Here is a 24,116-nt window from a genome sequence, read left to right as displayed (position 1 = left end):
CCATGCGTTCCACCGTTCCGATGTCCCGCGCCGCGATCGCTGGCGTTCTCCTTGTTGGCCTGGTTGCAATGTCCGGTTGCAGTTGGCTGCGCAAGGACAACTCGCTGTATACGGCACAGACGCGCCCGCTTGAGGTGCCGCCGGATCTCGTCATGGCGGGTGAGGGAGCGACAGGTGAGGCGCCGGTGGGGTCGGTCACCGCGTCGCAGACGGTGAGCACCCCCAAGTCAGATTCAAGCGCAAGTGCCGGGTTCAACATGGCCGAGGGTCGCGACGCCGCGTTCGATCGCATCGACAAGGCACTTTCTGCCATCGACGGGGTTGCCATCGTCAACCGGGCCAAGACCCTGGGTGTGTTCGACCTCACCTATCAGGACGCGAACTTCCTGGTCCGGGTCAACACGGCTGCCGGCGGATCGACGGTATCCACGCTCAACCCGCGTGCGACTCCGGCCAGCGAGGCGTCGGCCGACCAGTTGCTGGAGACACTCAAGGCAGCAGTCGGCGGGCAGTAACCGCGGCCAATTGCGGACGTCAGGAGGACTCCACCCGCACCCGCAACCGGCCATCGCCGAGCTGCAACTGGAGTCCGTCCCCCGGGGCTGCGTCGAGAACGCTGCGCACCACCCGGCCGTCCTCGTGGCGAACGATGGCGTAGCCGCGAGCCACCGTCGCCAGCGGGCTCACCGCCTCCAGCGAACGGGCGAGCCCCCGCAGCGCGAGTGCGTCGTTGGCCATGCGCCGCGCAACGGCTGCCTGCGGGCGCGTTGCCAGTGCCGCCAGACGCTCGCTGAGCTGCTGGATTCTTCTTTGCGGATGGTGCATGCGCAGGACCGCTTCAGCATGCCGTAGGCGCACATGTGAGTCGCCCAGGCGGCGTCGCAGGACATCGTCCAACCGCCGCATCGCCTCGGCCTGACGCCGGTGCAGCAGGTCGAGCCGGGACCGCGGCCGCATGGCGTTCAAGCGCAGCGCGGCGCGGTCGGTCCGCTGCATCGCATGGCGCAGGTGCAGCGACTGCAGGCTGCCCAAGCGGGTTTCCAGCGCCCGAAGGTGGCGGCTGACGTCCTCGCGTGAGGGCACCAGCAACTCGGCCGCGACCGAGGGTGTCGGCGCGCGCACGTCGGCGACGAAATCGGACAGGCTGAAGTCGGTTTCATGGCCGACCGCGGAGACCACAGGCACCGTGCATGCGGCAATCGCGCGCGCCAGTTGCTCGTCATTGAACGCCCACAGGTCCTCCAGCGAGCCCCCACCGCGGGCGAGTACGAGGATGTCGTAGCGACCCGACCCAGCCGCGCTGTTCAGCATCGCGGTGATCTGCCCGGCGGCAGCGCTGCCCTGTACCTGGACGGGCAGCACATCGGCCTGGACCAGCGGAAAGCGGCGTGCCAGAACGCTCACCACGTCCCGGACCGCCGCGCCGCTGGGCGAGGTGATGATGCCGATCCGGGCGGGGTAGGGCGGCAGCGCGCGCTTGCGCTCCTGCTCGAACAGGCCTTCCGCCTGCAGGCGCGCCTTGAGCTCCTCGAAGGCCCTACGCAGCGCGCCTTCGCCGGCTTCCTCCATGTGGTCCAGGACCATCTGGTACTCGCCGCGCGCCTCGTACAACGTCAGCCGTCCCCGAGCGAGCACTTTCATGCCTTCGCGGGGGACGAACTTCAGCCACGTGCTCTTGGGCTTGAACATCGCGCAACGCACCTGCGCGCGAGAGTCCTTCAAGGTGAAATACAGGTGCCCCGACGAAGGACGGGCCACGTTGCCCAACTCCGCCTCGATCCAGACCAGCGGGAATGCGCCTTCCAGCAGGTCGCGTGCCAGGGTGTTGAGCTGGCTCGGGGTGAGGACGTGATCGGGTGCTGGGGAGTTCATGGCGACAGGGTGGGGCGGCGGACTACGGTAACAACAAAAGGCCCGGAATCGATCCGGGCCTTTTGCTGGCCATCGACTGGCCGGTTTATGCGCAACCCCGCGGTGGGATGATTACCAGATCACCACCTGCTGGTCCTTGGCGCGGACCATCGGTTGGCCGGGCTTGCACTCGAACGCCGCGGCGAATTGCGGCATGTTCGAAGGCGCACCGATGGCACGGAAGTTTGCCGGCGCGTGCGGGTCGGTTGCCAGCCGGACCTTGAGCTCGTCGTCGGTGAAGTTGCGGCGCCATACCGTCGCCCAGTTGGCAAAAAAGCGCTGGTCACGCGTCATGCCGTCGGTCATCGGGTCGTCCTTGCCGGCGGTGGCTTTCTTCATCGCGTCGTAGGCGACGGCCAGGCCGCCCAGGTCGGCGATGTTCTCGCCCAGGGTCAGCTTGCCGTTGACGTGTTTGCCGGGCATGGCTTCATAGCCGTTGAACTGGGCGATCAGCTTGTCGGTGCGGCCCTGGAAGCCCTTGGTGTCGGCATCCGTCCACCAGTTCTCGAAGTTGCCGGTGGGTCCGAAGCGGCTGCCCTGGTCGTCGTAACCGTGGATCATCTCGTGGCCGATCACCGCGCCGATGCCGCCATAGTTCATCTCGTCGGTCGCTTCAGGATCGAAGAAGGGCGGCTGCAGGATCGCGGCCGGGAACACGATTTCGTTGGCCAGCGGATTGTAGTAGGCGTTGACCGTCTGCGGGCTCATGCCCCATTCGGTCTTGTCCACGGGCTTGCCGACCTTGGACAGGTTCCACTTGTAGTTGAACTCGTTGGCGGCCATGACGTTTTCGATATAGCTGTCGCGGCTGGTCTTCAGTCCGCTCCAGTCGCGCCACTTGTCGGGGAAGCCGATTTTGGGGGTGAAGCTCGCCCATTTCTCCATGGCCTTGGCCTTGGTCTCGTCGCTCATCCAGTCCAGGCCTTCCAGGTGGACCTTCAGTGCGTCGCTGAGGTTGCCCACCAGGCGCTCCATCTGAGCCTTGGACTCCGCCGGGAAAGCGACCTTCACGTACAGCTGCCCCAGCGCCTCGCCGGCCTCGTTCTCGATGGTGTCGAGCACGCGCTTGCCGCGCTCCTTCATCTCCGCCTGGCCGCGCATGGCCTTGCTGTAGAAGTTGAAGTTCTCCTGCACGAACGCGTCCGACAGGTAAGGCGACGCGCCGTCCACGGTGTGGAAGCGCAGGTAGGCCTGCCACTGCTCGGCGGGCACGTCGGCCAGCATCTTGCTGACCTCCTCATGGAAGGCGGGGATGGCCAGGGAGAACATCTTCGGTGTCGCTACGCCCTGCGACTCGAAGAACGTCGTCCACGGGAAATTGGGCGTCAGCTTGTCGGCCTCCGCCGGTGACATCGGGTTGTAGAACAGCGAGACGTCGCGCGACATCTCCTCGCTGGATTTGGAGGCCTTGGCCAGGCGCGTCTCGAACGCGACCACCTGCCTGGCCTGCTCCGCGGCCTGGGCGGCGTCGATGCCCGACAGCTCCAGCACCTTGGCGACGTGGTCCTGGTAGGCGGCGAGCTTGTCGGCCTTGTCGGCGTCCACGTAATAGATTTTGTCCGGCAGGCCCAGGCCGCCCTGGGCGGCGTAGGCGATGTTCATGTCGGAGGCCTTGAAGTCGGCCTCGGCACCGAAGCCAAACAGGAAGTTCTCGCCCTTCGCCGCGCTGGTACGCAGGTAGTCGGCGATCTTCTGCTGGTCATCCAGGGCCGCGATGGCGTCCAGACGCGACTGGATCGGCTTGATGCCCTGGGCGTTGATCGTCTGTTCGTCCATGCCGGTGGCCCAGAAATTGCCGACGATGGCCTCCACGCCGGTGGCGTTCTTGTCGGCCGCGGCCTGCTCGGCGAGCTGGCGCTGGGCGGCGGTGGAGCGCTCCGACAGCATCTCGAAGGCGCCCCAGCTGGTGCGGTCTCCGGGAATCGGGTTGGCAGCCAACCAGGTGCCGTTGACGTAACTGCCGAAATCGGCGCATGCGTCCTTGGACTTATCGAGGTCGGAAATCTGGAAGCGGTTGACGGGCGGCAGGCTGCTCTCGTCAAGGGTCAGGGTTGCGACGGCGGGTTCGCCGTTGGAGGTCGTAGCGGCTCGCGCCGCGTCCTTGGAAGCGTCCTTGGAGGAGTCCGGGGACGAACAGGCGGACACGGCGGTCGCGATGGCCAGGCTCAGCAACAGCACACGGGGTTTGAAGGCGTTCGATTTGGTCTGGCTCACGTAAGGCTCCGGCGTTGGCATTGAAATGGCAGCCCCGAAGGTACGTCGTTCGAAGCCGGTCACGGCCGACAGTAGACCTCGCGAGCGTCGGGGAGGCGTGTAGGAGGTCATGGTATCGACGCAAACGCTTGATGTTTGGGCCGGTTGGAGCGCGTGGAAATGAACGATGAGGCACTCGAGTTGGTATAAGCGCGGATTTTCCCGTAAGCTTCCCCTGTTCAGCGCACGGCTGCCTGCCCGCAAGGGTCACGTTTCCCAGGTATGCCCTCGCACGGGTTGGCCAATTGGCCAAGACCCCCCGCCCAAAGGCGTGGTCCGGTGCGAATATCCCGCACGTCTTTCGTCGCGCCGACACGGCCCGGAGCATCCTGTGCCGTCACAACAATGCTCGCAGCGCGGTTACAGGGAACGCTCCGGGTCTTTACCGCATTTGTGTGCTGTTTTTTTATTCGGAGCTACAACATGTCTTTTGAAAACCTCGGCCTTGCGCCTGCATTGCTGCGCGCGCTTGCCGAACAGGGCTACACCAGCCCGACCCCGATCCAGGTCCAGGCCATCCCGCTGATCATGGCCGGCAACGACCTGCTCGGCGGTGCCCAGACCGGTACTGGCAAGACCGCCGCGTTCGGCCTGCCGCTGCTCAACCGCCTGTCCAAGCAGACCGGCCCCAACGGTTCGCGCAAGCCGCGCGCCTTGATCCTGGTGCCGACCCGCGAGTTGGCCGTGCAGGTCAACGACAGCCTGCGCAGCTATGCCAAGCACCTGCGGATGAATTTCTGCACGATCTTCGGTGGCGCCGGCATGGGCCCGCAGGTGGAAAACCTGCGCCGCGGCGTCGACGTGATCGTGGCGACTCCGGGCCGCCTGATCGACCACATCGAGCGCGGCACCGTGAAGCTTGACGAGATCGAAGTGCTGGTGCTGGATGAGGCCGACCGCATGCTCGACATGGGCTTCCTGCCGGCGATCAAGCGCATCCTCGGCCGCGTGCCGGCCGAGCGGCAGACGCTGCTGTTCTCGGCCACCTTCGAGGCCCAGCTCAAGCAGCTCGCGCTGCAGTTCATGCGTGACCCCAAGCAGGTCCAGGTCGCCACCAACAACGCGATCGCCCAGACCATCAGCCACATCGCCCATCCGGTTGATTCGGGCCGCAAGCGCGACCTGCTGATCGACATCATCGCCAAGCGCCCGGGTGACCAGGTGCTGGTGTTCGGTCGGACCAAGCACGGCTGCAACCGTCTCGCCGAGCAGCTCGAGGCCGCCGGCCTGCGCTCGGTCGCCATCCACGGCAACAAGAGCCAGGCGCAGCGCCAGAAAGCCCTGCGCGACTTCAAGGGCAACCGTGCCCGGGTGCTGGTGGCGACCGACGTTGCCGCCCGCGGCCTGGACATCCCCGACCTGCCGCTGGTGATCAACTTCGACCTGCCGATGGTGGCCGAGGACTATGTGCACCGGATCGGCCGTACCGGCCGCAACGGCTCCACCGGTGAGGCGCTGTCGCTGGTCTCGCACGACGAGGGTGGTCTGTTGCGCCAGATCCAGCACGTGCTGAAGAAGGACGTGGAGATGGTAGTAGTGCCGGGTTACGAGCCCAGCCGTCCGATCCGCCTCGACGTGGCGATTCCAAACCCGCGAAACAACGCCGGCGCCGGTCGTCCGCCCCGCAACAGCAGCCCGCGCGCCGCACGTCCGCACGGCCAGGCTGCGCCGCGTCACGCGCACGCCGGTGGGCCGCGTCAGCGTTCGGCGGGTCCGGGTGCCCGTGGCGGTCGCGGTTCGTTCCGCGACGGTTCCACCGCCTGAACCAAAGCGCGTAACGGCGCATCGATCGGATGATTCCGGCCGATGCGCCCCGGTTTCAGCAAACGACCTGGATAACCTCCGGGTCGTTTGCGTTTGGGCGTTTCAGTCTCCGGCCGCTCGGCTACTTTGCTTTTTCGGGTGAGCCTCCCGCGTCCGCGTTGCGCCGTATCTGCCGTTTCAGATTCTGTATGGATAGTTCGCTGACAACACCGCCAGCGAGGGCCATAACGCGCAGGAGATGGCATGTACGTTTGGGTGTCCAGGGTTGCCGCGACCGAAGCGGCGGAAAAGTCATGACTGTGCCTTCCCCGGCAACTGTGCGTTGCTTGCAGGTGGGGGTGCTGGACGATGTTCTGGCGGCGGAGATCGACCGGCTGGCGTTCAACGCTGTCGAGCCCAACCCGTTTTATGAAAGCTGGTATCTGCGGCTCACGCTGGAGTTCCTGACCACCGAACCGTTGCTGCTGGTCCTGATCCACAGCGCTTCGGGACAGCTGATCTGCGTGTTGCCACTGACTCCGCGCGCGCGTTTCAAGCGGCTGCCGCTGCGCAACTTGCGCTCGTGGACGCATGACTACACGTTCCTGGCCGCACCACTGGTCCATCGCGACCACGTCGAGGAGGCGATCGCCGGCCTGTTGGACTGGTGTGCCAGCCGGCGCGCGCCAAGCGGCATCCTGGAGCTGGTCAACATCCGCATGGACGGCCCGATTGCCGCTGCGCTGGAGGCGAGCATCAGCGCACATCACACGCAGCTGTTGGCCCGGCAGACCCGCTGGACGCGGGCGATGTACCGCCTGGACATCCCGGACGACCCGGAATACATGTCCGCCAAGCAGCGCAGTGGCTTTCGACGCAAGGAGCGCCGGCTGGCAGAGGAGGGTGCGGTTGCGTATCGCAGGATGGAAACCGGCGACGACCCGATGGCGTGGATCGAGCGGTTCCTCGAGGTGGAGGCCAGTGGCTGGAAGGGACGCGAGGGGACGGCCATGGCCACCAGCGATCGTGATTTCTTCATCGCCGTCTGTTGCCAGGCCCATGCGCGCGACCAGTTGCACATGCTTGCGCTCGAATTGGACGGCAAGCCGATCGCAATGAAGTGCAACTTCCTCGCAGGTAGCCAGGCTTTCACCTTCAAGATCGCCTACGACGAGGCCTACGCGCGCTTTTCCCCCGGGGTCCTGATCGAGCTGTACCAGATGCACCACCTGCGTGAGGTCCATCCCCAGCTCAAGGCGGTGGATTCGTGCACCGTGGCCGACAACACGATGTTTCCCGGCCTGTGGTCGGGCGAGTGCGTGCTTGGCGACTTTGCGATCCTGCGCAACAACCGGTTTCATCGCATGCTTCTGGGCCACGGCGCGCGACTGATGCAGGCTTTCGTACGCCGGCGCGCGGTCCCGACGTCGTGAGCGCTTTGCAGGAAGCGGGGGTGCCGACAGGGGAGCCGCCCGTCTACGCAACGCAACCCGGCGACGTGTTGCACGATCGCGAGGAAATCCTCGAGGTCTGGCAGGACCATTTCGGCCCGCGGGACATCCAGAGGGCGAAGTTCGATCACTTCTATCGGGAGAACCGATACGGTCCGCCGATCATCCAGCTGTTGCGGCATCTGCCGACCGGTGCGCTGGTCGGCGTCATTGGTGCCGGCCCCCGGCCTTTCCTGTGCAGGGGTCGCCCCATTCGCGCCGGCGTGGTCGCCCACTTCGCGGTCGATGAGAAGCATCGCTCGCTCGGGCCCGCATTGATGCTGCAGGAGAGTCTGATCGACGCCGCGCGCGGACGCTTCGACCTGTTGTACGGACTGCCCCGGCCAAGCGCCGTGGCGGTCAGCAAGCGGGCCGGGTTCCATGTCCTGGGGACACTGGTTCGGCACGCCAGGGTGCTGCGACACGGCGAGTATCTCCGGCGCCGAATGCCGGCCTTTCTCGCATCACCCTCTGGCTTGCTGATCGACATGGGCAAGCGTCTGCGGACTGGGGCTGCCGACGGCCTGTTTTCGGAGCTGCAGTCGCAGTGGGTGCACGCCAGCGATGAGCGCATGGACGCACTCTGGCGCGAGGCGCTGCACACACAGGCACTGACCAGCGTGCGCGACCACGCGCTGCTGCGGTGGCGCTTCGATACCCCGCCGGCGGGGCGCGCGCACTACCTGCTGGTCTCCGGAAAGGACGGTCGGCTGCGCGCCTGGTTCGCCTGTGAGGAGGGCGAAGGGCAGGGCGGGCCGTTGACGGTAATGGACTACTGGTCCACCGACGCGATGATCGGCATCGGTCGCCCATTGATTCGCGCTCTGATTGCCGCGGCCGACAAGCAGGGTTGCAGCGCGGTCCACCTGCTGTTGACCGCATCGGACCCGGCGATGGCCGGATGGCGGGCCGAGGGGTTCGTGCCCCGCAGTGAGCAGCCGTTGATTGGCCTGTGGCTCAACCCGCAGCGGCTGCCGGAAGAGGCCGCCCAGCTGCATGTCACTATGCTCGATCAGGACGGCTGAGCGTGCAGACTTTCGTGCGCAAGGTAATACGCCAGGTCCGGATTGACGGCGTGTTCGGGGTGGCAGCCAAGGTCCCTTTGTGGCTGCGCGGCATCCGCGAGGCGACGCTGGATCGCGAGCTGGGCATCGATACCACCGGGCAGGTCGATGTCGCCGATTCGGCAGCCTCGGCGTCGGATTGCGAGCACCGGAGCAATGCCGTCTTCTACGCGCCACTGGCGTTTCCCAAGTTCCGCCGCCTGATCCGCGCCGCGCAGCCGTTCGATGCGGCCGGGTACACCTTCATCGATTACGGCGCCGGCAAGGGACGTGCACTGGTGCTTGCCGCACGCCTTGGTTTTCGACGCGTCGTGGGAATCGAGCTGTTTGCCTCGCTGCACGCCGATGGAGTGGCCAACATCACCGCCTTTGCCGCCCGCGACCCGACGGCCGGTTCAATCGAACTGCTGTGCATGGACGCGGCAGCCTATCGGCCACCACCCGGCAATCTGTTCTGCTATTTCTACAACCCCTTCGATGCGGTGGTGATGCGCAAGGTGCTCGCCGCTTTGCAGGCTGCGCATGAAGCCGCGCCGCGGCGGATCATCATTGCCTACGCCAACCCCGTCCACGCCGCGGTCTTTGACCGCGCCGGATTCCTGCGGCTTCATCACCGTGAGGAAGGGCTGCGGATCTACTCCAATGACGGGCCCTAGGCCCGCGTTCCCATCCGCTTCGCAGCTTGCTTACCGGCTCGCCGCAATCCAGCGGTCGATCTTGCCTTCCAGCACATCCAGCGGGACCGAGCCGTCCTTCAGCACCTCCGCGTGGAACTGGCGGATGTGGAACTTCTCGCCCAGTGCCTCCTCGGCGCGCTTGCGCAGTTCCAGGATCTTCAGCTCACCGATCTTGTAGGCCAGCGCCTGCCCCGGGATCGCCATGTAGCGCTCGGCTTCGGCCACGGCCTGGGTCCGACTTTCGGCCGAGTTGTCGAGCATGTAGTCGATCACCTGCTCGCGGGTCCAACCCTTGCTGTGCAGGCCCGTGTCCACCACCAGCCGGATCGCGCGCCACAGCTCGTTCTGCAGGTAGCCGAAATGGCTGTAGGGGTCCTCGTAGACGCCCAGCTCCTTGCCCAGCGACTCGGCGTACAGCCCCCAACCCTCGATGTAGGCGGTCTGCCCGCCAAAGCGGCGGAACGCCGGCAGGCCGGTCAGCTCCTGCTGCAGGGCGAGCTGGAAATGGTGGCCGGGAATCGCCTCGTGCAGGAAAAGGTCCTCGGCATCCCAGGTCTTGCGTGTCGGCAGATCGTATGTGTTGACGTAGAAGATGCCGGGGCGAGTGCCGTCTTCGCTGGGCGTCATGTAGGACCCACCCGCTGCCGATTGCGCGCGGAAGGCCTCCACGGGGCGGATCTCGAACGGCGCCTTGGGCACCAGCGAGAAGAGCTCCGGGACCTTCGCGTTCACCTTCGCCTCGAGGCCGCGATAGAACGCCAGCAGCTTGTCCTCGCTGGCAAACTCGAAGCGCGGATCGGTCTGCATGAAGACGAAGAACTCCTGCAGCGTGCCATCGAAGCCGACCTCGTCCATGACCTCGTGCATGCGCTCGTGGATGCGTGCGACCTCGTCCAGGCCGATCTGGTGGATCTGCGCCGGCGAGAGGTCAGTGGTGGTCGACTGGTGGACACGGAAGGCGTACCAGTCCTGACCGTTGGGGAGCCCGGCCATGCCAGCCGAGTCGCGCGTATGCGGCAGGTAGTCGTTGGCGATGTAGTCGCGCAGGTGGCTGTAGGACGGCATCAGCACCGTAGCGATCAACTTGGTGTACTCGTCCTCGATGCGCTTGCGGTCGGCCTCGGAAAACGTCTCGGGCATGTCCGCCACCGGCTTCCAGAACAGCGTCTGTCGCGGGTCTTCCTTGATCAGCGCATCCAGCTGCGGCAGTACTTTTTCCATCAGTGCACGAGGCTGCACGACTCCGGCCTGGATGCCTTCGCCCATGTTGGCGATCGCCTGGTTGAACAGCACCGGGACGTTGCTCGCCCGTTCGCGCCAGTTGTCGTAGTCCTGCACCGTCTTGAAGGGCTGCGCGCCCGTGCCCGATCCCAGCTGCACGAAGGTGGAGGCGATGTTGTAGAACTGGTTGACCGGCTGCATCCACGCGGGAAATTTCTGGCTCGCGAGCTCGTCGCGGGCGTCTTCGACAAAGATCTGCCAGCTCAGCAGGTCCTGGCCTTCCAGGCCGTCAGGACCGAGCGACTCGATCTTTTCCAGCCATTCGCTGGTGAATGCGCGGCTGGTGTCGCGATACTCGCGAGAGAGGAAGTTGGGCAGCTGGTCGTTGTAGCGCGCATCGCCCTGGTAGGTGGCGGCCAACGGGTTGCGCTTGAGCATTTCCTCCCAGTACTGCGCATACAGGCGCTCCAGGTGCGCGGCCTTGTCGCTGACCGGCGTGGTACCTGCGCTGGAGGTAGCCTCCGGGGTGCTGGTTCCGGTGTTGGGCGAGCAGCCGGCCATGATCGCGGCGAGCGCGATGACGAGCACGGCTTGATGGGCGGGTTGGCGCATATCGGTCTCCAGGCAGTGGATGTCGGGATCAGCTGGTGGCTGGCTCGGCAGGCGGCGGTGGGGGTGGCGGAGTCGCCTTGCCCGGTGCAGAGAAAGGAATGTTGTCCGGCGAAATGGCGCCGCCGGAGATGATGAAGCCCATCGCCTGATCGACACTCCAGTCGGTCGGCGTCAGTTTCTCGATCGGTACGATTTCCAGATAACCGGAGGTCGGGTTGGGCGTGGTCGGTACATAGACCGCGGCGAGCTCGCGACCGGTCCCTTGCTCGCGCAGCACACGGGTCACGAACCCCACCGATTTCATCTGGTCGTGCGGGAAATCGATCAGGACCACGCGCTGGGTGCCACCGGGCTTGGTTTGCAGGATGTTCAGCAGCTGCCGCGCGCTGCCGTAGATGGTGTTGGCGAAAGGCACCCGCCCGATCAGGGTCTCGATCCAGCGCAGCAGCTGCTGGCCGAAGACCCGACGTGACATCGCGCCGGTGAAGAGGATCAGCAGCAAGGTGGCGACCAGCGCGAGCAGGGTCTGCACCCAGGAGTCGGTCAGCCAGCCCAGCGCCTGAGGATCCACGCTGGCGAGGCGCTGCAATATGGGGCCGGTGATCGGTCGGCTGATGTCCGACAGCAGGGAGAACACAAACCTGACCACGATCAGGGTCAACCAAAGGGGCAGCAGGGTCAGCAGGCCGGTGAGGAACAGTCGTTGCAGGGTGGGGGTTCGCATGCGGCGATTGTAGACGTCAGGCTCCGCGTTGAGATGCGCCCCGGCCTGTTCGGATCAGCGTGTGGCTCAAGGATCGCGCAGCAGGCGGAACCCTACATCGTCGTAGCCGCGCTCGGCATCAAGGACCCGCTTGCCCTCCGGCTTGCGCCAGGACTCACCGAGGACTGCGCGTTCCTGGCACCCCTCGCCGCAGTCGAGCTGCCAGAGGGAGATTTCGCGACCGCTTATCTGCGGAGCGATTGACCTGGATTCCACGATCGTCGGCAGCCGGTAGGCGCGGCCGGTCTGCTTCTGCAGCCACTCCGCGTAGGCCTGGGCATCGGCGATGGACACGCAAAGCACCGGGTCGGCGCCCTGCTGCTCAAAACCCGGTGCACGCCAGTCACGCGGCGCCAGTACGCGCAGCAGCGATGAGCGCTCCCGGCACCGCGCAGGTTTGCGTCCCGTCGCCTCGGCAAACGCGGCGTACTCATCGCGGCTTACCGGCTTGGTTGCCAGCGCTACAACAACGGTGTTGGTGCCGGCCCCTGGCCCAGAGCCGGTCGGTACTGCAGCGGCGCGCGCCTGCAACCTGCGAACCGTCGCCGGCGCCAGACCCATCGGAGCCGCCAAAGCCGCGATTGCCGTGGCCGCAGAACTATCCAGGCGGTCGGCCGCCCGTGCAATGCGTGCGTCCAGGGTCTTTTCGATGGCCTCGCTCAAACGCAGCTGTGCGGCAGATTCCAGACTCGCGGTCTCGGTGCCGAGCAGCCGGATGCGTTCTATCTGCCGGCTGGCTTGTTCGTCGCGGCCCTCAGCCAGATTGGCCAACGCGGATTTCCCCAGAGCCGCCGTCAGGGCGTCCACCAGCGCTGCCACCGCGGGATCTTCCGGGTTGCTGGCCCAGGCGGCCATGAGCGTGGAGAACGCATTGTCGTCGTCCGGTGTTGTCAGCCGGTTCTGGGCGATCTGTTGTCTGGCCTTGTCGAGGGCGATCTGCAACGGTGCTTCCGGCAACGGCTCCAGCATCGCGGGGATCGGATCGTCGCGGGTCGCCTCGTCAACGAGCCTCTGGGCCGCCCGCTCAGCCTCTTCGACAGCCGGGTCCTTGCTACCCAGTTGCAGGGCCATCCCCAGGATGGCTACGATGCCAGCGACCACCCAGACGCGACCCGGGACACGGGACAAAACGCGTACCAGGCGATCCCGCCCCAGCGTGGCGCGGGGCCAGCGGCCACGGCGCTCGACCTGGTCGAGCATGGCCGCCATCTGGCCGGTGTCGGCAAAACGGTGGGCTGGTTGCTTGGCGAGCGCCCGGTTCATGAACCGCTGCCAATGACGCAGGTGTGCGGGTAGCTTGGGAATCGGGTTCTGCGCGTGCATCACCGCCATCGCCAGCGCATCCCCGGCTTCGTAGGGCAGGCGCCCGGTCAGCATTTCCCAGGCCAGCACGCCCAGGCTGTAGAGATCGGCGCGCCCGTCCACGTCCTCGCCACGTGCCTGCTCAGGGGCCATGTAGGCCGTGCTGCCCACCGCCAGGCCGGTGGCGGTCACCCTCGGGCCAAACCCCCGACGCAGCGCGATGCCGAAATCGGCCAGCAACGGCTGCTCGGTGTCACCGAACAGGACGTTTTCCGCTTTCACATCGCGGTGGACGACGCCGCGGCCGTGGGCATATTCCAGCGCGGACAGCAGTATCCGCAAGGTGGCGATGATGCGGGGCTCGTCCGGCCTGCCGTCGTCGCGCAGGAAGCTGCGCTGGCCCAGATGGCCCCGCGCGAGATACGGCATCGTGTAGTAGGGCAGCCCGTCAGCGGTCCGGCCCAATTCGTGGATGCGCACCACGTGGGGATGCTCAAGGCGCGCAATCGTACGGACCTCGTTTTCGAACCGGCGCCGGCTGACTTCGTCCGACAGCGCGTTGGGCGCCATGACCTTGATGGCGACCTCACGCGATGGCGCGATCTGCTCGGCCAGATACACGGTCGACATTCCTCCACGATTGAGCACCCGAAGCAGTCGATAGCCCCGGATTTCCGGCAGTGGATGCTCGTCGTCGATGTAATTCGCGCCTGTCATCGCGGCCCCCTGTCGCGAATCCGAGAGCATACCCCCGGTTCGGGTTATCGGGGCGTGTCCAGCTCGACGCCGCGGCCGCGATGCGCATCACGCTTGCGCCGTACATACAGCTGCTTGCGGACGCGGGCAACGACATCGCCAGCGGCGTCGATCACATCGGTGTCGAACCAGCACAGGACCTTGGCGCCGTCGGCGGTGGCCTGGCGCAATTCGTTCAGCGCGTCCTCCTCCAGATCAAAGCTCGCGCGCACAGTGCCACGGCCGGGTTTGACGAATTCGATTTCGCCGGCCTTGTCCCAGACGATGTAATCGCGACCCAGTGACTGCATCACCAGCAGCATCCAGAACGGATCGGTCATCGCAAAGAGGCTGCCGCCGAAATGGGTCCGCACATAGTTGCGGTTCCAGGGCCGCATGCGCAGCTCGACCCGCGCGTGGCGGTAGTCCGTGTCCAGACGGGTGACGTGGACGCCGCTGAACAGGAACGGGGGCCAGAGGTTGAGAACGTGGCGAAGCAGGCCGGCTTTCATGGGCGGGGCAGGTCAACGAGGGGCGGCCAGCCTGCCATACGCAGGCGTACATTCAAGTGCCGCGGAGCGAACCGGTCGGTGTCAGCGCTCCAGCAGCGGTAGTTTTCCGGTCTTGTCGTCCCACTCGGCCGCATCGGGCGGTGGGTCCTTGCGCGTGGAGATGATCGGCCACAGTGCCGCCAGCTCCGCATTGAGTGCGACGTACACCTCCTGGCCGCGCGGCACGTCGTCCTCGGGGTAGATCGCACTGACCGGGCATTCTGGCTCGCACAGCGTGCAGTCGATGCATTCCTCGGGATTGATGACCAGGAAGTTGGGACCTTCATGGAAGCAGTCGACCGGGCACACCTCGACGCAATCGGTGTATTTGCACTTGATGCAGCTCTCGGTGACGACGAAGGTCATGACGCGTATTCCCGTATTCCAAAGGATGGTTCGCAACGATTGTAGCGAGCGCCGCGCGGACTTCGGCGAATGGAATGCATCCGCGCCGGCGCCGGCCAAAAAGAAAGCCCGCGCAGCGATGCGCGGGCTTTCGGTAGATGGTGCTCCCTACGAGATTCGAACTCGTGTTTTAGCCGTGAGAGGGCCACGTCCTAGGCCTCTAGACGAAGGGAGCAGATCCACGCCGGACTCTCACCGTTGCGTGGCCGCACAGTATAGAGACGGCTGATCATCCCGGCAACTGGTATCCTGCGAAATTCCCAAAGCGGCGAAGCCCGCCTGATGCCTGAACAAAACCCACCTTCCAAGCCCGAACTGCGGATCATCCCGCGCGACCAGCACAACGTTTCCCGCAAGGACATCAGTCCCAATGCGCTGCGGGTGCTGTACCGGTTGCGCGACGGCGGCTTCTCCGCCTATCTGGTGGGAGGCGCCGTTCGCGACCTCCTGGCCGGACGCCAGCCCAAGGATTTCGACGTTGCCACCAGCGCGACGCCGGAGGAGGTCAAGCAGCTGTTCCGCAACTGCCGCCTGATCGGCCGCCGATTCCGCCTGGCGCACGTGGTGTTCGGTCGCGAGATCATCGAGGTGGCGACATTCCGCGCCAATACCGACGATGGCAGTGGCGACCGTGAGCAGCACGAGGGCGGAAGGCTGTTGCGTGACAACGTCTACGGCACCATCGAGGACGACGCCGTGCGGCGCGACTTCACCGCCAACGCCCTCTATTACACGATCGAAGACTTCTCCGTGCGCGACTACACCGGCGGTTTCGAGGACGTGCAAAACCGTCTGATGCGGTTGATCGGCGATCCGGAAACACGTTACCGCGAAGATCCGGTACGCATGCTGCGGGCGGTCCGGCTGGCGGCCAAGTTGGGTTTTGAGATCGAGCCGGCCACGGCTGAGCCGATTCCGCAGCTGGCGCACCTGCTGTCGGAGGCGGCACCGGCGCGCCTGTTCGAGGAATGCCTGAAGCTGTTCCTTTCCGGACACGCGGTGGAGAGCTTTATCGGCCTTGAGGCCCGCGGCCTGCTGCCGGCGTTGTTCCCGGATACCGCGGCGGCATTGACGGCCAACCGCAGCGGCGCGTTGCGCAGCGTGGTGATCGATGGATTGCGCGGCACCGATGAGCGCGTCGCCAACGACGAGCCCGTATCGCCGGCATTCCTGTTCGCCCTGCTGCTGTGGCCTGCGTACTGCCGGGCCCTGATCGCGTTACAGGCACAGGGCGTGCAGCCCGTCGACGCGCAGCGACGGGCCGCCGACCGCGTCACCGTGCGCCAGTTGTCCACGGTCGCGCTGCCGCGCCGGTTCTCCATTCCGATGCAGGAAATCTGGCTGCTGCAGTCCCGCTTCTCGCTCCGTCAGGGCAAGCGCGTGTCGCGGATGCTCGGCCATCCCCGCTTCCGCGCCGCGTTCGACTTCCTCAGCCTGCGCCTGGCCGCTTCTGACGAACACGCCGAGGACGTCGCGTTCTGGCGCGAGCAACAGGAGCTGGTCGGCATGGGGCCGGGCCAGCCCAGTCCGCGGCCGCGCGATGATCAGGACTCCGACGACGACGCACCGCGGCGTCCGCGCCGCCGCAGCCGCAGGCCCACTGCAGCCGCCGGCGAATGACCGCAAGCGTTGCCTTCGTTGGCCTGGGCAGCAACCTGGGTGATAGCGCGGCGATCATGCGCGAGGCGTTCGCGGCCTTGGGCGGCATTCCCCGCACGGAGGTTCTCGCCACCTCGCGGCTGTATCGCACGCCCGCCTGGGGCATGACCGATCAGCCGGACTTCCTCAATGCGGTGGGCATGCTGCGCACCGAGCTGCCTCCACAGGCGCTGCTCCGCGCTCTGCTGGAGATCGAACGCGAAGCGGGCCGCGTCCGCCTGGACGATGGCAGCGACCGCTGGGGGCCGCGAACGCTCGATCTGGACCTGCTGCTGTACGGCGATCGCGTGGTCGACGAGCCCGGCCTGACGGTGCCTCACCCGCACCTGCACGAGCGCGCCTTTGCGTTGCTGCCACTGTTGGAAATTGCCCCCGATGCCACCATCCCCGGCATCGGACGCGCGGCCGATGCGTTGGCCGGGTTGGCCTGCGACGACATCCAGGCGCTACCGTGTACAACCGCCGCACCCCCGCGCGACTGACTACGAGCACTGAGCCATGTATACCTCCCCCTCATCCCCTGTTGAGCGCAAACCCTGGACCGTGCCGATGCTGCGCGCGGCCAAGGTGGACGGCCGGAAACTGGTCATGCTGACCTGCTATGACGCAGGCTTCGCGCGTGCAGTCGAAGCAGCCGGAATCGACCTGGTGCTGATCGGCGATTCGCTGGGCATGGTGGTGCAGGGTCAGGCCAGCACCTTGCCTGTCACCGTGGACGACATCGCCTACCACACCTCCTGCGTTGCCCGAGGCCTGCAGACCGCGCTGCTGGTGGCCGACATGCCGTTCCAGTCCGATGCCTCGCCGACCCGCGCACTGGATGCGGCGACCCGCTTCCTGCAGGCCGGCGCCGCGATGGTCAAGATCGAAGGTGCCGGGCCGAAACTTGAGGTCATACGCTATCTGGTCGAGCGCGAGATTCCGGTCTGCGCACACCTGGGCCTGACCCCGCAGTCGGTATTGCGCCTTGGCGGCTACCGGGTGCAGGGTCGCGACGAAACAGCCGCTGCCAAGCTGCTGGACGACGCCCGCGCCGTTGCCGATGCAGGCGCGGAGTTGCTGGTGCTGGAATGCGTGCCGAGCGCCGTCGCCAGCACGATCAGCACCGCGCTGGAGATTCCCACCATCGGCATCGGTGCCGGCCCGCAGTGCGATGGCCAGGTCCTGGTGCTGCACGACATGCTCGGCCTGGCCGGTGGGCAACGTCGGCCCAAGTTCGTCAAGGACTTCCTGGTCGAAGGTGGCTCGGTGGTCGGGGCGATGCAGGCATTTGCTACCGCTGTGCGGGACGGTGACTTCCCCGGCCCGGAACACTCCTACGCCTGAGCCACCCATACCGTTCTTTCCGCGGCCGAGAATCCGATGATCGAGACCATTTCCGAACTTGCGCTGTTGCGCGAGCGTGTGCTTGGCTGGAAACAGGCGGGCCTGCGCGTGGGCTTCGTGCCCACGATGGGTAACCTGCATGCCGGCCACCAGTCGCTGGTCCGGCTCGCCCGCGAACACGCTGATCGCGTCGTCGCCAGTGTGTTCGTCAACCCGACCCAGTTCGGTCCGGGGGAGGATTACGAGCGGTATCCGCGCACGGTCGAGGCCGACATGACTGCGCTGGAGGAAGCGGGCGCCGACGCGATGTGGCTGCCCTCGGTGGAGACGATGTATCCGCACGGCACGCAAGGCGTCGTGGAAATCCGGGTGCCGGGCGTGACGGCCGTCCTCGAGGGTGCCCACCGTCCGGGCCATTTCGACGGCGTGACCACGGTCGTCGCCCGGCTTTTCAACCAGGTGCAGGCGGACGTCGCGGTTTTCGGACGCAAGGATTACCAGCAATTGGCGGTGATCCGCTACATGGTCCGCGATCTGGCATTTCCCATTGAACTGGTTGCTGCGCCGATCATCCGCGAGGCCGACGGACTGGCGATGAGCTCACGCAACCAGTATCTGTCTCCTTCGGATCGGCAGACGGCGGCCGCGATCCACCGAAGTTTGCAAGACACGCGCGAGGCTGTGATGGCGGGTATGTCTTTGCGCGCGGCCGAGAAGGATGCGGCGGCGCAACTTGCCGGGGCGGGCTTTGCGGTCGACTACGTGGCAATCCATCATCCGGATCTGAGTGCGGCCGACGCTGACGCGGCGGGGCCGCTGGTGGCCTTGGCGGCGGCGCGGCTGGGAAGCACGCGGTTGATCGACAACATCGAGTTTGAGCGCTAGACACAGCGTTTTGTCGCCGCTCATGCTGCAGTGCGCCATCCCCTGATAAACTCACATCTCCACACGCAGCTGCCGTTCGGTCGGAGTTTTTGAACCATGCAATTGAACCTGCTCAAGGCCAAGATCCATCGGGCCACCGTCACCCATGCCGAGCTGCATTACGAAGGCTCGTGTGCGATTGACGGCCGGCTTCTGGACATTTCCGGCATTCGCGAATACGAACAGATCCACATCTACAACATCAACTCCGGCCATCGCTTCGTGACCTACGCGATCCGCGCCGAGGAAGGCAGCGGAATCATCTCGGTCAACGGCGCCGCGGCGCACTGCGCCAAGCCGGGCGACCTGGTGATTATCTGCGCCTATGCGCAGTTCGACGAAGCCCAGGCGGCGCAGTTCAAGCCGACCCTGGTTTACGTCGATGCCGAAAACGCGATGACCCACACCAACGATTCGATCCCCGCCCAAGCGGCGTGATCCCTCCGATCCGGTCGCGTTATGCGCCGGGATGGCGGGGCACCGGGAGCGAGTGCCATTGGGTGCGAATGTCCCCCGGCACCGATACAGCCGGTGCCTCCTCCTTTATTTCTCCCCAACGGCATTCGCTCCCGTTGTTGCAGCGCGCGGTGGTTGTAGAAGCGTAAACCCGCGAGCTCGCTGCCTGCGTACGCGTGCGATCTTGCAGCGGTACCCGTAGACCTTCGGGGCGAAATAAAGGAGGAGGTACCCGCCGGAGGAGGGCGCCGGGGGACATTCGCCCGGAAGGTCTGCGGGTACCGCGCTCGTTCACCTCAGCCGCCGCGCTCGCGATGGCGCTGCAATGCCCACGTCACGTGTTCGCGCACGAGGTCGTCATCGATGTCCTGACGTGACTCCAGTGCCGTCAGCACTTGTGCGGTTGTAGGTGCGTTACCAAGTGCGACGGCGATGTTGCGCAGCCAGCGGCGATACCCGCTGCGGCGGATCGCCGAGCCCTCGGTTCGTTCCAGGAACTCCGCCTCCGTCCACGCGAACAGGTCCGCCAGACTGGCCTCGTCCAGGTTGTTGCGGGCACGAAAGTCGGGCTCGTCGCTGCGCTTGGCGAACTTGTTCCACGGGCACACCAGTTGGCAGTCATCGCAGCCGAAGATCCGATTGCCGATCGGCTCGCGGAATTCCAGCGGGATCGGCCCGTCGTTCTCGATGGTCAGGTACGAAATGCACCGCCGTGCATCAAGCCGGTAGGGCGCGATGATCGCCTGCGTCGGGCAGACATCGATGCAGCGCGAACAGGTTCCGCAGTGCGACGTGGCCGGTTCGTCGACGGGCAGCGGCAGGTCCAGGTAGATCTCGCCGAGGAAGAACCAAGAACCGCCGTCGCGGTCGATCAGGCAGGTGTGCTTGCCGATCCAGCCCAGACCGGCATTGCGGGCGAGCGCGCGCTCCAACACCGGGGCGGAATCCACGAACACGCGGTGGCCGAACGGCCCGACCAGTTCAGCGACGCGGTCGGCCAACCTCTGCAGGCGTTGGCGCATCAGTTTGTGGTAGTCGCGACCCAAGGCGTAGCGGGCGACATAGGCGCGCTCGCCATCGGCCAGAGTCTGCCACGTCTCGGTGTCGTCGCGGCGCCCGTAATCCAGACCCACCGACACAACGCGCAAGGTTCCGGGGACGAGCTCGGCCGGGCGCGAGCGCTTCTCGCCGTGACGGGCCATCCATTCCATCGACCCGTACAGGCCCTTTTCCAGCCAGTCGCGAAGATGCCCCTCGTCCTCGCCCAGCTCGATGCCGCTGATGCCGCAGCGCTGGAACCCGAATTCCGCGGCCAGTTCACGGATGCGCAGTGCGAGCGCCGCAGGGTCGGCGTGCCCGCGGGAATCGCGCGACGGCGTCACGCTGCTGGGCGGTGTGGAGGGGCGGGAGGGAGGGGTCACGGCTCTGTAAGTATAGAATCGCCGCATGTCGCCTGCCGTCCTCCTCACCAGCGATGCCTTGCGGGAAATCGAACAGCGCGCCGCCGTTCGGCTTGGCGATCCGTTCGAACTGATGCGCCGTGCCGGTCGCGCCGCCTGGCAGGTGGTCCTGGAGCACTGGCCGCAAGCGCAGTCGCTACTGGTCGTTTGCGGGCCTGGCAACAACGGCGGCGACGGTTACGTGCTGGCGACGCTGGCGCGGGCATCCGATCGCGAGGTGTCCGTCGTCTGTCTCCCGGACCACGAGCCGCGAACCGCCGAATGCCGCCGGGCGAGGCATGAATACATCGAAGCAGGCGGTGAACTGCTCGGCGCGGAAGCGCCGCTGCCGCCCGTCGATGTGGTGGTGGACGCGTTGTTCGGCATCGGGCTGACACGCGAACTGACGGGACCGGTCGCGGAGTTGGTCGAGCGGATCAACAGACAGTCGGCTCCCGTGCTTGCGCTCGATGTTCCCAGCGGCGTGGTCGCAGACACCGGCGCAGCCGGATCGGCAGCGGTCGTGGCCGCGCTCACCCTCGAATTCATCGCCGCCAAGGCCGGCTTGCGCACCGGCGCGGCGCGTGATTTCACCGGTCGGCTGCAGGTTGCGGAGCTGGGCCTGGGGGAATCGGATCTGCGTTCGGCGCAGGCCGATGTGGCATGGCTGAGGGCGCAGGAATTGGCGCACTGGCTGCAGCCACGTCGGCGCGACAGTCACAAGGGTCGTAACGGTCGACTTCTTTGCATCGGCGGCGACCACGGCCACGGTGGTGCCATCATGCTCGCTGCCGAGGCGGCGTTGCGCACGGGCTCCGGACTCGTCGACGTTGTCACCCGGGATGCCCACGTCGGACCGCTGCTGACCCGGCTGCCGGAGGCGATGGTGCACGGCGATGGCGCCGGTCGAACGGTGCTGGACGCGCTGATTGGCCGGGCGACCGCCATCGTGATCGGCCCGGGTCTGGGTCAGGACGACTGGGGCCGCCAGTGGTTGCGCGCAATCGTCGCGTCCGGCCTGCCGATCGTGTTGGATGCAGATGCGTTGAATCTGATCGCGGCCGATGTTGCTTCGGTCCCTGCCAGCGCCGTACTGACGCCGCATCCGGGCGAGGCCGCGCGGCTGTTGCAGACCGCGATCACCGATGTGCAGCACGACCGCTTCGCCGCGGCGCGTGCCATCGCCTCGCGCTACCAGTCGGTGGTGGTGCTGAAGGGAGCCGGCACCATCATCGCCGACAGTTCCGGGGACGCCAGCCTCATCGACGCCGGCAATCCCGGCATGGCCGTTGGCGGCATGGGCGACGTGCTCGCCGGCGTCATCGGCGCGTTGCTCGCGCAGGGACTCCCGCCGGGGGACGCCGCCGTATGCGGCGCGCTGCTGCACTCCGTGGCCGGCGATTCGGCGGCTGCAGATGGCGGAGAGCGAGGACTGCTGCCGAGCGACCTTATGCGGTGGCTGCGTTGCCACGCCAATCCCGGAGCCCGCTGATGGCCGTTTTCACGCTCGCCGACAGCAGCCAGACGGATGGCTTGGGTCAGTCCCTAGCGCGGACCCGGCCTGAACATGCCGTGGTTCACCTGGAGGGGGATCTGGGCGCCGGCAAATCGACGCTGGCCCGCGCGCTGCTGCGCGAGCTGGGCGTGCGCGGCACGATCCGCAGTCCCACCTACACCCTGGTCGAGCGTTACCCGCTCGACGGCGGTGGAGAGGCGTGGCACCTGGATCTGTACCGGATCGGCGATCCGGCCGAGCTGGAATATCTGGGTCTGGACAGCGCGGACGTGACCCTGTGGCTGGTGGAATGGGCGGATCGTGGCCGCGGGGGGCTGCCGCCTGCGGATCTTCAGATCGCGCTGGAAGTTCAGGGCGACGGCCGCCGCGCCCGGCTCTCGGCACAGAGCAGTGCCGGGACTGCATGGCTGCAGCGCCTCTTGAAGGCGAACGACTTCACCGCCGACTCCTGAACGTTTTGGCAGGAAGATGCGGCAGGTATCGGATTAATAAGGGAAAAAGTGCTTGCAATAACGGGTTTGCGATGGTTGACTACGCGGCATGCGAGTCCAATCCCCCAGCCTGTGCCGCCGTCTGTTCGGTTTGACCTTGATCGCCGTCTGCGCGGGCGGCGCTGTGCACGCGAGTGAAATCAAGGGCCTGCAGCTCAATGCAGGCGCCACCGGGACGCGCGCGGAGATTGCGCTGGACGCTCCTGGCGAGTTCAAGGTCATCAGTCTGGCCGGTCCGGATCGTCTGGTGATCGACATGCCGGCGTCTTCCGTTTCGCCAACGCTGTCGCTTCCCGCCGGTGCAGGCGTGGTGACCTCGGTAAGGACCGGCAAGCCCGTGCCGGGTACGGCACGCGTGGTGTTTGACCTTTCGCAAACGATCACTGCGCTCAAGCCGCGAATCGAGCAAAGCGGCAATGGCCCCGTTCTGGTGGTGGAGTGGCCCGGTGACGGCGCGTCAGCTGCCACGCCGGCAGCGGCGATTGCGGTTTCACCGACGTCCGCGCAGGCACCCAGCGCGGCTTCCACCGCCGCGGCGGCGCAGATGATGGCACCGGTAGCCGCGCCCACACCGACCCGGGTGGATACGGCGGCTTCCGCGGAGGCCACCAGCCGGCTTATCTCCCAGATCGCTGCGGCCAATGCCGCCGCCTCGGCCAGAGAACTCGCGAACCGTCCTTCTCCACAGGCTGCAATGCCGGGCATGGTTGCAGTGGCTCCTTCACCCGCCCGTGCGGCCCCGCCGCCTGTGGCTGCACCGCCCGCTGCGACTCCGCCGGTCAAGACCATCCAGCAGGTCATGCAGGGCCAGGGCATGCGCCCGCTGGTCATCGCGATCGACCCCGGTCATGGCGGGCAGGATCCGGGCGCGATCGGGAAGAACGGCACGCGCGAGAAGGACGTGGTGCTGGCGATCAGCAAGGAGCTGGCCCGCCAGATCAACGCCACTCCCGGGCTGAAGGCCTACATGACCCGCGAGCACGACGTCTTCATACCCTTGAACAAGCGGGCGGCGTTGGCGCGGGCCGCGAAGGCTGACATGTTCATCTCCATCCACGCCGACGCGGCCGAGAACCGCAACGCGGATGGTTCCTCGGTCTACGTGCTGTCGCTGCGCGGCGCTTCCTCGCAGCGTGCCCGCTGGCTGGCGGACAAGGAAAACTCGGCCGACCTGATCGGAGGTGCCCGCATGTCCGCCAACACGACGCTGGCCTCGGTGCTGCTCGACCTTACCCAGAGCGGTCACATGAAGGCGTCGGAAGATGCGGCAGGGCAGATCCTTGACGGGCTCAAGCGCGTCGGCAATGTCCACAAGCCGAACATCGAGCGTGCCAACTTCGCAGTGCTGCGCACCTCGGACATGCCGGCGATGCTGGTCGAGACCGCCTTCATTTCCAACGAAACCGAAGAAGTCCGACTCAAGGATCCCGCGTTCCAGCGCAAGGTCGCCGGCGCTGTACTGGACGGTGTCAACACCTTCTTTACCCGCCAGCCGCCGCCCGGCACGATGTTTGCGGCCCGCGCCGCCGCACTGGAAACCGCGTCTGCATCGATCACTGCCGGCGGCAGTCCCTGACC

21 protein-coding genes and 1 tRNA gene are annotated in these 24,116 nt (G+C 66.2%); 13 read left to right on the top strand and 9 right to left on the bottom strand.

Translation table 11 applies throughout. From position 1 onward, the window contains the following. Positions 1-2: 2 nt before the first annotated feature. Positions 3-515, top strand: a complete 513-nt coding sequence (locus KZ491_RS05130; protein ID WP_222564823.1) for a hypothetical protein — start codon at positions 3-5, stop codon at positions 513-515. Positions 516-534: 19 nt separating this feature from the next. Here KZ491_RS05130 and xseA read toward each other — a convergent pair whose 3' ends face one another. Together xseA and KZ491_RS05120 are read right to left on the bottom strand one after the other, a co-directional pair. Further along, positions 535-1,872, bottom strand: coding sequence for an exodeoxyribonuclease VII large subunit (gene xseA / locus KZ491_RS05125; RefSeq protein ID WP_222564822.1), 1,338 nt, complete (start codon positions 1,870-1,872; stop codon positions 535-537). A gap of 111 nt (positions 1,873-1,983) precedes the next feature. Further along, a complete protein-coding gene (locus KZ491_RS05120) occupies positions 1,984-4,086 on the bottom strand; it encodes a M13 family metallopeptidase (RefSeq protein ID WP_222565478.1) in 2,103 nt (700 codons plus the stop codon). A gap of 501 nt (positions 4,087-4,587) precedes the next feature. Here KZ491_RS05120 and KZ491_RS05115 point away from each other — a divergent pair. From KZ491_RS05115 to KZ491_RS05100, 4 genes are all read left to right on the top strand, one after another. Further along, the gene (locus tag KZ491_RS05115) at positions 4,588-5,928 is read left to right on the top strand and encodes a DEAD/DEAH box helicase (protein ID WP_222564821.1); all 1,341 of its coding nucleotides are present in this window, start codon (positions 4,588-4,590) and stop codon (positions 5,926-5,928) included. 293 nt (positions 5,929-6,221) lie between these two features. After that, the gene (locus KZ491_RS05110) at positions 6,222-7,340 is read left to right on the top strand and encodes a GNAT family N-acetyltransferase (protein ID WP_222564820.1); all 1,119 of its coding nucleotides are present in this window, start codon (positions 6,222-6,224) and stop codon (positions 7,338-7,340) included. Continuing rightward, positions 7,337-8,422 carry a GNAT family N-acetyltransferase gene (locus KZ491_RS05105; RefSeq protein WP_222564819.1) on the top strand — a complete coding sequence of 362 codons (1,086 nt, stop codon included), beginning with the start codon at positions 7,337-7,339 and terminating at the stop codon, positions 8,420-8,422. Before KZ491_RS05110 ends, KZ491_RS05105 begins: the two co-directional genes overlap by 4 nt. Before the next feature lie 2 nt (positions 8,423-8,424). Beyond that, entirely contained in the window at positions 8,425-9,117 is a 693-nt protein-coding gene (locus tag KZ491_RS05100; protein ID WP_222564818.1) for a class I SAM-dependent methyltransferase, read from the top strand. A 30-nt stretch (positions 9,118-9,147) separates the two neighbouring features. On the opposite strand, the gene KZ491_RS05095 is transcribed toward KZ491_RS05100, so the two are convergent. The 6 genes from KZ491_RS05095 to KZ491_RS05070 form a co-directional block, all read right to left on the bottom strand. Then, entirely contained in the window at positions 9,148-10,971 is a 1,824-nt protein-coding gene (locus KZ491_RS05095; RefSeq protein ID WP_222564817.1) for a DUF885 domain-containing protein, read from the bottom strand. A 28-nt stretch (positions 10,972-10,999) separates the two neighbouring features. Continuing rightward, positions 11,000-11,695 (bottom strand): DUF502 domain-containing protein, encoded by a 696-nt coding sequence (locus KZ491_RS05090; protein ID WP_222564816.1) that lies wholly within the window; start codon positions 11,693-11,695, stop codon positions 11,000-11,002. Between the two features lie 66 nt (positions 11,696-11,761). Beyond that, positions 11,762-13,753: a bifunctional serine/threonine-protein kinase/formylglycine-generating enzyme family protein gene (locus tag KZ491_RS05085; RefSeq protein WP_222564815.1), complete on the bottom strand. Its 1,992-nt coding sequence runs from the start codon at positions 13,751-13,753 to the stop codon at positions 11,762-11,764. Between the two features lie 44 nt (positions 13,754-13,797). Then, positions 13,798-14,283 (bottom strand): DUF4442 domain-containing protein, encoded by a 486-nt coding sequence (locus tag KZ491_RS05080; protein ID WP_222564814.1) that lies wholly within the window; start codon positions 14,281-14,283, stop codon positions 13,798-13,800. Between the two features lie 81 nt (positions 14,284-14,364). Further along, positions 14,365-14,688, bottom strand: coding sequence for a ferredoxin FdxA (gene fdxA / locus KZ491_RS05075; protein ID WP_222564813.1), 324 nt, complete (start codon positions 14,686-14,688; stop codon positions 14,365-14,367). 138 nt (positions 14,689-14,826) lie between these two features. Next, positions 14,827-14,902, bottom strand: a tRNA-Glu gene (locus KZ491_RS05070). A gap of 107 nt (positions 14,903-15,009) precedes the next feature. Here KZ491_RS05070 and pcnB point away from each other — a divergent pair. The 5 genes from pcnB to panD all read left to right on the top strand — a co-directional run bounded on the left by pcnB (position 15,010) and on the right by panD (position 19,074). Then, positions 15,010-16,347, top strand: coding sequence for a polynucleotide adenylyltransferase PcnB (pcnB, locus tag KZ491_RS05065; protein ID WP_222564812.1), 1,338 nt, complete (start codon positions 15,010-15,012; stop codon positions 16,345-16,347). Next, positions 16,344-16,868 carry a 2-amino-4-hydroxy-6-hydroxymethyldihydropteridine diphosphokinase gene (gene folK, locus KZ491_RS05060; protein WP_222564811.1) on the top strand — a complete coding sequence of 175 codons (525 nt, stop codon included), beginning with the start codon at positions 16,344-16,346 and terminating at the stop codon, positions 16,866-16,868. Before pcnB ends, folK begins: the two co-directional genes overlap by 4 nt. 16 nt (positions 16,869-16,884) lie before the next feature. Continuing rightward, on the top strand, positions 16,885-17,712 hold the full coding sequence (panB, locus tag KZ491_RS05055; RefSeq protein WP_222564810.1) for a 3-methyl-2-oxobutanoate hydroxymethyltransferase: 828 nt from the start codon (positions 16,885-16,887) through the stop codon (positions 17,710-17,712). 36 nt (positions 17,713-17,748) lie between these two features. Continuing rightward, positions 17,749-18,597, top strand: a complete 849-nt coding sequence (gene panC / locus KZ491_RS05050) for a pantoate--beta-alanine ligase (protein WP_222564809.1) — start codon at positions 17,749-17,751, stop codon at positions 18,595-18,597. 96 nt (positions 18,598-18,693) lie between these two features. Beyond that, the gene (gene panD / locus KZ491_RS05045; protein ID WP_222564808.1) at positions 18,694-19,074 is read left to right on the top strand and encodes an aspartate 1-decarboxylase; all 381 of its coding nucleotides are present in this window, start codon (positions 18,694-18,696) and stop codon (positions 19,072-19,074) included. A gap of 314 nt (positions 19,075-19,388) precedes the next feature. Here panD and queG read toward each other — a convergent pair whose 3' ends face one another. Beyond that, positions 19,389-20,474 carry a tRNA epoxyqueuosine(34) reductase QueG gene (queG, locus tag KZ491_RS05040; protein WP_343225586.1) on the bottom strand — a complete coding sequence of 362 codons (1,086 nt, stop codon included), beginning with the start codon at positions 20,472-20,474 and terminating at the stop codon, positions 19,389-19,391. A gap of 64 nt (positions 20,475-20,538) precedes the next feature. Here queG and KZ491_RS05035 point away from each other — a divergent pair, with 64 nt between their 5' ends. From KZ491_RS05035 to KZ491_RS05025, 3 genes are all read left to right on the top strand, one after another. Beyond that, complete coding sequence (locus tag KZ491_RS05035) at positions 20,539-22,023, top strand: NAD(P)H-hydrate dehydratase (protein WP_222564806.1); 1,485 nt, start codon at positions 20,539-20,541, stop codon at positions 22,021-22,023. After that, positions 22,023-22,499, top strand: a complete 477-nt coding sequence (gene tsaE, locus KZ491_RS05030) for a tRNA (adenosine(37)-N6)-threonylcarbamoyltransferase complex ATPase subunit type 1 TsaE (protein WP_222564805.1) — start codon at positions 22,023-22,025, stop codon at positions 22,497-22,499. The genes KZ491_RS05035 and tsaE overlap by 1 nt, the downstream gene beginning before the upstream one ends. Positions 22,500-22,587: 88 nt before the next feature. Continuing rightward, the gene (locus tag KZ491_RS05025) at positions 22,588-24,114 is read left to right on the top strand and encodes an N-acetylmuramoyl-L-alanine amidase (RefSeq protein ID WP_222564804.1); all 1,527 of its coding nucleotides are present in this window, start codon (positions 22,588-22,590) and stop codon (positions 24,112-24,114) included. Positions 24,115-24,116 lie beyond the last annotated feature (2 nt).

Source organism: Novilysobacter antarcticus (assembly GCF_019802285.1).
Classification (GTDB): Bacteria; Pseudomonadota; Gammaproteobacteria; order Xanthomonadales; family Xanthomonadaceae; genus Novilysobacter; species Novilysobacter antarcticus.
The sequence above is the reverse complement of the archived record's forward strand: the minus strand, read 5'-3'. Positions and strand labels throughout refer to the sequence as shown.

What these genes read in the sequence shown, in the direction of transcription:
- KZ491_RS05130 (WP_222564823.1), top strand. Translation starts at nt 3, where the DNA reads ATGCGTTCCACCGTTCCGATGTCCCGCGCCGCGATCGCTGGCGTTCTC.
- xseA (WP_222564822.1), bottom strand. Translation starts at nt 1,872, where the DNA reads ATGAACTCCCCAGCACCCGATCACGTCCTCACCCCGAGCCAGCTCAAC.
- KZ491_RS05115 (WP_222564821.1), top strand. Translation starts at nt 4,588, where the DNA reads ATGTCTTTTGAAAACCTCGGCCTTGCGCCTGCATTGCTGCGCGCGCTT.
- KZ491_RS05110 (WP_222564820.1), top strand. Translation starts at nt 6,222, where the DNA reads ATGACTGTGCCTTCCCCGGCAACTGTGCGTTGCTTGCAGGTGGGGGTG.
- KZ491_RS05095 (WP_222564817.1), bottom strand. Translation starts at nt 10,971, where the DNA reads ATGCGCCAACCCGCCCATCAAGCCGTGCTCGTCATCGCGCTCGCCGCG.
- KZ491_RS05090 (WP_222564816.1), bottom strand. Translation starts at nt 11,695, where the DNA reads ATGCGAACCCCCACCCTGCAACGACTGTTCCTCACCGGCCTGCTGACC.
- KZ491_RS05085 (WP_222564815.1), bottom strand. Translation starts at nt 13,753, where the DNA reads ATGACAGGCGCGAATTACATCGACGACGAGCATCCACTGCCGGAAATC.
- KZ491_RS05080 (WP_222564814.1), bottom strand. Translation starts at nt 14,283, where the DNA reads ATGAAAGCCGGCCTGCTTCGCCACGTTCTCAACCTCTGGCCCCCGTTC.
- fdxA (WP_222564813.1), bottom strand. Translation starts at nt 14,688, where the DNA reads ATGACCTTCGTCGTCACCGAGAGCTGCATCAAGTGCAAATACACCGAT.
- pcnB (WP_222564812.1), top strand. Translation starts at nt 15,010, where the DNA reads ATGCCTGAACAAAACCCACCTTCCAAGCCCGAACTGCGGATCATCCCG.
- folK (WP_222564811.1), top strand. Translation starts at nt 16,344, where the DNA reads ATGACCGCAAGCGTTGCCTTCGTTGGCCTGGGCAGCAACCTGGGTGAT.
- panB (WP_222564810.1), top strand. Translation starts at nt 16,885, where the DNA reads ATGTATACCTCCCCCTCATCCCCTGTTGAGCGCAAACCCTGGACCGTG.
- panC (WP_222564809.1), top strand. Translation starts at nt 17,749, where the DNA reads ATGATCGAGACCATTTCCGAACTTGCGCTGTTGCGCGAGCGTGTGCTT.
- panD (WP_222564808.1), top strand. Translation starts at nt 18,694, where the DNA reads ATGCAATTGAACCTGCTCAAGGCCAAGATCCATCGGGCCACCGTCACC.
- KZ491_RS05035 (WP_222564806.1), top strand. Translation starts at nt 20,539, where the DNA reads ATGTCGCCTGCCGTCCTCCTCACCAGCGATGCCTTGCGGGAAATCGAA.
- tsaE (WP_222564805.1), top strand. Translation starts at nt 22,023, where the DNA reads ATGGCCGTTTTCACGCTCGCCGACAGCAGCCAGACGGATGGCTTGGGT.
- KZ491_RS05025 (WP_222564804.1), top strand. Translation starts at nt 22,588, where the DNA reads ATGCGAGTCCAATCCCCCAGCCTGTGCCGCCGTCTGTTCGGTTTGACC.